The sequence below is a fragment of the Desulfonatronospira sp. MSAO_Bac3 genome, assembly GCF_003838035.1.
Taxonomy (GTDB): domain Bacteria; phylum Desulfobacterota; class Desulfovibrionia; order Desulfovibrionales; family Desulfonatronovibrionaceae; genus Desulfonatronospira; species Desulfonatronospira thiodismutans.
The window spans coordinates 1-6665 of the sequence record NZ_QYZY01000149.1; the positions used below are offsets into that span (position 1 = coordinate 1).

General features: G+C 51.1%; 3 protein-coding genes. All 3 read right to left on the minus strand.

The window, feature by feature from the left end:
- A partial coding sequence (locus D5S03_RS05245) for an ATP-binding protein (protein WP_287042886.1) occupies positions 1 to 3051 on the minus strand: 3051 nt, incomplete at its 3' end.
- A 69-nt stretch (positions 3052 to 3120) separates the two neighbouring features.
- The gene (locus tag D5S03_RS05250) at positions 3121 to 5097 is read right to left on the minus strand and encodes a methyl-accepting chemotaxis protein (RefSeq protein ID WP_161598629.1); all 1977 of its coding nucleotides are present in this window, start codon (positions 5095 to 5097) and stop codon (positions 3121 to 3123) included.
- A gap of 440 nt (positions 5098 to 5537) precedes the next feature.
- Complete coding sequence (locus tag D5S03_RS05255) at positions 5538 to 5996, minus strand: hypothetical protein (protein ID WP_008869038.1); 459 nt, start codon at positions 5994 to 5996, stop codon at positions 5538 to 5540.
- Positions 5997 to 6665 lie beyond the last annotated feature (669 nt).

Sequence of the window (6665 nt, forward strand, 5' to 3'; positions counted from 1 at the left end):
TGCCACATGCAAAGCGCTAAACAGATACTCCTGTCCAAAGAACTTACTGAATACCCTTTGAAAATCCTCGTTATTCACTGGTTTACCAATGTAATCATCCATGCCTGCCTCCAGAAATCTCTCCCGGTCACCAGGCTGGGTATGGGCGGTTACTGCGATTATTGGAATCCGGGGATTGGGGGATTGAGGAATTGAGGAATTGAGGGATTCTGGGATACGTACTTCTGCAGTCGGTCTCTCATCTCTGATCTCTGATCTCTGACCTCTGACCTCTGCGCCATGCTCCATGCCTGCCCCGTTAAACAGCCCAAAGGGCTCCCTGTCGTAGACTGGGGTTTCACTGGGGCCCCATGCCCCCTGCTCCATGCTTCTTATCCGCTGCGTCGCCTCTACCCCGGTCATCACCGGCATCTGGATGTCCATGAGTATGCAGTCAAAGTTCTGTTCCTGGAACAAGTCTACGGCTTCCTGCCCGTTATTGGCCAGGAGGACATTATGCCCCTGCTTTTCCAGCATCGTTTTCATAAATAACTGGTTCAACCTATCGTCTTCAGCCAGAAGGATGTCCAGGTACTTTTTGGACTCTGGCTTAGTTGTGGCTGCAGTAACTGATTCCAAGTGATCCACAGCCGGCAGGGTAAAAGGCAGGACCACGTGCACTGTGGTCCCCCGGTCCACTTCACTTTCAACGGAAATGTTCCCGTTCATCATATCCACCAGGCGTTTGACTAAGGACAGACCAAGGCCTGCGCCCTGGTATTTGCGTGTATACGATCCATCCACCTGTACAAAGGGGTTGAACAAAGTGCTCAGTTTGTCATCGGGGATGCCTATGCCGGTATCGGACACTGAAAATTTCAACCTGGTATCTCCGCCTTTGGCCCCAGAAATAGAAGTCAGGTGGACCTGGACGCTGCCACTTTCTGTAAACTTCAAGGCATTGCCCACCAGGGTGAACATGACCTGCTTGACCCGGGTCTTGTCGCCACTGACTTGCTCTGGAACATCAGGCTCCATGGAAAATTCCAGAACGATCCCTTTTTTAAGGGCTTCTGCGGAAAACAAGTCTGACAAGGAGTCAAGTAATTCTCCAGTTCTAAATTCTGCAGAGCAAATGCTCATTTTACCGGCCTCGATGTTGGACAGTTCCAGAATGTCCGAAAGCAGGCGGACGAACCTTTCGGATGACTGAATAGCCAGGTTGACGAATTCCTGCTGTTCACCATTCAGGTCCGTGGTCTGCAACAGCTGCATCATGCCCATGATGCCGTTGAATGGAGTACGCAGTTCGTGGCTCATGTTGGCCAGAAACTTGGACTTGGCGATGTTGGCTGCCTCGGCTTGTTCTTTGGCCTGGATAAGTTCTTTTTCAGCCGCTTTGCGCCGGGAAATATCCCGGGCAATTCCAACTGCATGCCATCTTCCCTGTAGCAAGACAGAAGACATGGAAAGCGAAATGGGAATCTCCAGGCCATCCTTGCCAATAGCTGACAATTCAATTGTTTTGCCCACTGCATTTCCCTGACCTGTCCTTTGAAATTCCGGCATGGCTTTTGTGATGTCTGTATGATATCTTTCAGGTGCCAGGAGATGATGCAGGCTTTTCCCCATGACTTCTTGTGCAGTATATCCGAATATTGATTCGGCCATGGGGTTCCAGTATGATATTTCGCCGTCAGGTCCCATCATGATAATTGCGTCATGGGCTGAGTCAGTAACCGCCTGCATTCTTTCCTGGCTCTCCCGCAGGGATTCCTCGGCCCGTCTGCGCTCAGCCAGTTCGTTGTTCAGCTTCAGAATGGAGTCGGAAACCTTGCGGGACATCTGGTTGAAGGACCTGGTCAGGTTGCGGACCTCCACAAATCGGGACTTTTCCGCGATCTCCTCGGGCTGGTAACCTGACGTCAGCCTGCCGGCGGCCCTTTCCAGCAGACTGACAGGTCTGACAATACCTCTGGTCACGAACATTCCAGCCAGCAGAGCCAGGCCCAGGACGGCCAGGGTTATCAGGATGGTGATCCGGTTCTGGGCTGCAAACCCGGCCATGAAATCTTCTTCCGGCATGGAAACCGCCACCAGCCAGTCAATGCCGGGATCAACCTTGAGCGAGGATACCTGCAGCAGGTGTTTTCGGCCCTGGACCTTAAAATCAAGGAAATGATCCTCCTGAATGGCATCCAGATCTTCAAACCGGAACATTAGAGAACGGACAGCCTCACGCACAGCAGGGACTTCACTCTCCACCCCCTGCACCCGGCGACTCAGGGACGGAACTTTATCAACCATGAGCACCCGGCCTTTGGAGCTGGCCACCAGATCCCCGGAGCGTTCCATGATAACGGCCTGCCCCTGGTTCCCGATATCCAGATCCCGGAGAAATTCGGAGAGATGGCCGAGAAACAGGTCAATGGAAAGCACTCCCAGAAAATTATCCTGCCGGTCGTAAACCGGACTGCTGGCAGCCAGTGACATGTCCTGTCCGGTAAAAAGGATGTAGATATCACTGTAAACAGGCCCGCCCTTGTCCTGGGCAAGTTTATACCAGGGTCTGGTCCGTGCATCGAATTCCGTCAGGACGTCAATTTCCCGGTCTTGTCTTGCGTCGGAATCCAGGGCGATCTTGCGAAAAGTCCCAGCTTGGAACCTGTCCGTAACAATGACATAGCGGGAGTCATTCCTTGGCTCCCTACCGCTGTTGGCCAGGCCCCCCAGAGCATTGCCGAAACTGATGCTGGTTAACGTGGGGAACAGATCCACCTGTTCGGCAAAACGGGCGCTCAAGGCTTCCTGGTCCTGGGCGAGACCGTTGTCCAGAGCTATGGCCCGGGCATTGACATGGTTTATCTGATGGGGCAGGAGCAGGTAATCCTGCACATGTTCATTGATGCGCTCCACGACCTCAGCCCGCAATTGAAGGGCCACATCATTTACTGCTCTTTTTCCGGTGTAATAAGAAAAAAGGCCCACCAGCGCCACTGCAGCAACTGTCACCACTGCAAAAAGAGCAAGCAGCGCAGCTTTCAGTGAAATACCGCGAGTAAAGAGTTTCATAAATCTAAATTAACTGCCTTTAACTAAGTTACAGGCCTGGCCAGCGTTAGCCATACCTCTGTACATAAATCATACCTTGAACTTAGATACCAGCTCCTTGAGCCGCTCCGCCAGCCTGGAGAGCTCCTCGGAGCTCTGCTTGACCTGGACCCCGGAGCTCTTCATCTCTTCCGTATCCATATTCACCTCGGATATGTCCCTGGCCACATCTTCGGCCACCGAGGAGACCTGAGACACGTTCTCATTCACCTGCTGATTGCCCTGGGAGGCCTGGCTCACGTTCTCAGCTATCTCCTGGGTGGCGATGTTCTGTTCCTCTACTGAAGCAGCAATCGTGCTGATGATGGAATCAATATCGCTTATGATCTGGCTGATCTCCTGAATCTCCTCCACAGTTAAGCTGGTCTCGCTCTGAATATTCTCAACCTTGTCCCTGATCTCTTCAGTGGCCTGAGCGGTCTGTTGGGCCAACTCCTTGATCTCGTTGGCCACCACAGCAAAGCCCTTTCCTGCTTCACCGGCCCGTGCCGCCTCAATGGTTGCATTAAGGGCCAGAAGGTTTGTCTGGGAAGAAATTGCAGTAATTGTATCAGTGACCTTACTGATCTCCTGGGCTGCATTGCCCAGTCTATCTATCCGCTGGGAGCTCTGCCTGGATTTCTCCACGGCATTGCCAGTAATATCTTTGGCATTTTCCGTATTCTGAGCGATCTCGGAGATGGTGGCGCCCATCTCCTCGGAGGAAGTAGCCACAGTGTTGACTTTGCTGGAAGCCTGCTCCATGGCCGAAGCTATGGAACTCATGCTGGTACTCAGCTCTTCGGCCGCACTGGCCACACCCTGGACCTTGGAGGCGGTGGTCTCGGAGCGCTGGGACATATCTTCGGATATGGCGTTCAGTTCCGTGGAAGAGGAAGCCAGGGTCTCCACCCCGCTGTTTATATCCCCGAACATATTGCGCAAGCTATCCGCCATATCATTCAAGGCGTCAGCCAGAATGCCCACCTCGTCTCTCTGTTTGATATCAAGCCTCTGGGTCAGATCACCCTGGGAGATCTGCTGAGCAAATCCAACTCCCTTGGAAAATGGACTTAGCACAGCCCACCCCATGACAAACCTGACCACCAAAAGCAGGATTACTAATAGACCTGCGGTAACACCCATCAAGATCTGAGTCATTTGGCTTATCATACCCTGTTCATCAGAGATATCCAGGATGTAGGCGGTCACACCCACTTGATTCCCGGCATAATCCTTGATGGGAAAGAAGGACAGGGCGTAGTGACCCTCTTGTACAAGGCTTAGCTCCTCTCTCCCCATGTCGAGGAGATCTGCTGTAATTAAGTCACTGTAGCGACTGTCCCCGATAGCCTCCACGTACCTGTTGTCAATTAACGGGAACTGGCTCTCATCCTGAAGCCCGGTGGCGATATCCAGGAGCTCTCGGTTCATATAAATCATTACTTCTTCACCTGCTGCGGCACCTGCTGCTTCTACTATAGGCTCAAAATCCATGAGCAGCTCTACCGAACCCAGGTGATCACTATTCTGATCGGAAACAGGCAGAACATTACGCAGAGTGAAGCCGCCCCTGCCTACTTCTATTCCCTGCGCTGGTTCTTGCTGCTGGTTTACGTGCATAACTGTTGCACGAAACTCTGAAATATCGTCAGATATATCCACCCACTCCCCGTCCTGCATGGCATTGTGATCCCTCCACAACCGAACCAGGCTGCGGCCATTGGGGAGATGAAAATGCAAGGTCAACTGCTGATCGGAAAACTCTTGATAACCCTCCATTTGAGCGGAAAGCTTCTCCCGTAACATTTCCCTGGCCTCCTGGGATTCCGGGGATTCCGGGTCGTTTATGTTGCCCTCCAAGGCAAGGTTGTATGCCTGGATCACCTCCGGCAACCGAGAAAAAGTGGAGGCTACAGATTGAGCCTCCTGGATGGTTAAATCCACGGAGGACTCTATCTCGGCACGTTTATTTTTACTGATCTGAGAAATAAACTCGTCACTGACCTTCTGGGTTTGATCATTCAAGACCCAAAACAACACCCCTATAAAAACAATCAAAATAATTGTCAGGGGAATAAAAACCTTGAAGCTCAAACGCAGATTGCGAAAAAAATTCATATTATGCCTCTCATGTCTTCACAATTAAAAATTCATCTGGCAGGCCACTGGTTACGGGCAAACAATGCTGGGCATCCTGGATTTAAGAGGGTGACCGCAGAGCGCCCAATATCTTACACCTCTTCTTCCGGTGTAAGCATTCAGGGGGTGCCTCAACGGCCTGGGGACAGCCCCCGCGATTACCTTCCAGTACAATTTAAATATGACAAACTCTAAGTTGTGAGAACCTTCAAAGATAGTACATAGCGAGGGACAGTCCCCAGACCTTGTGCCAGGAACTCCAACTGAGTGCCTCCTGAATTGTTACCTGTCGGTCGCCCATTACTATACGCCCGGTATTGCGACATTCATGATGCAAAAGGTACATTCCGTCCGGTCCGGTTATTCCCGCGCAAGCGCCCGGGCTGATTGTCCAGACGCCTGCGGCAGGTATTCAGCAGATGTCTGGTCTGCTCTGCCAGGACAGGGGCTTCATCCGGCAGCAGGATGTAGCAGGCGATTCCGGCGGTGCGCGCACTAAGCTCGTCTCGCCAGGTCGAAAACTTTCCTGCTACAATGATCTCGGCCTCATAATCCTCGCGGATCCTTAGAATCTCTTCCTTGGTCAGCTTTTCCGAGAGGCATGAGGAAAGAACAAGAACCATGACCGGGCCTGGAATTGTACTTAGAGCCTGGAAAAGGGACTCTTTGTCCGTGACTGCGATGCGTTTCGCGGACAGTTCTTCCAGAAGGCCCATGGCCTTCCAGAATTTATTGTCTCCCTTTGTGCCGGCCATCAGGATGTGCATAAAAGTATCTCTGGTCATGGATGTTATCCTACATTTCTGGCAGGCCAAGGCACTTATCATGCCAAATCAAATTGTTTGGCGTAACCAACAATAATAATTGTGTATTTGTATTTATGATGCTTTTATCTTTCAGGAACTGTCTGAAGCTTTTGTTACTTTTGGTTACAACAAAGTACCCCTGAAAGCTGAAATTTATCTGTAAAGCCTTTACAGGCAAGTGCTGAGCTGGAATTGAAAGAAACGGGTAAAATTGATACGCTGCTTTGGGCGATACAAAGGCAAATTGTCTGTAAAGCCCGGCAGGTCATAGGCTCTTGGCTGTTTTGAGAAAATGTGTAGATTGGTGACAGAGGGAATGCGTTTTGCGGTCCTCAGACTGATGCCCTGCGGGTACTTAGGGGTATTCAAAATACCAATATACCGTTACTGTCAGTGACTTAACCGTTGAAAGCCTGCCTGCCCAGTTTAACAACGCTGAAAGCGTTCCTGCTTTACTGGTTTTAACTGGGGTTACAAAAAAACAAGAACCACGCTAAGAAGCGTGGCAGGCCTTTGAACCGCAAAGACGCTAAGTACGCAAAGTTAAAGACGCGAAGCAGGTGTATTGTCCAAAACCGGGACACGGTTTTGGACAAGGCTGCCTTTTCATTTGCCGTTATCACGCGAAGCGCGTGACAAATGAAAAAA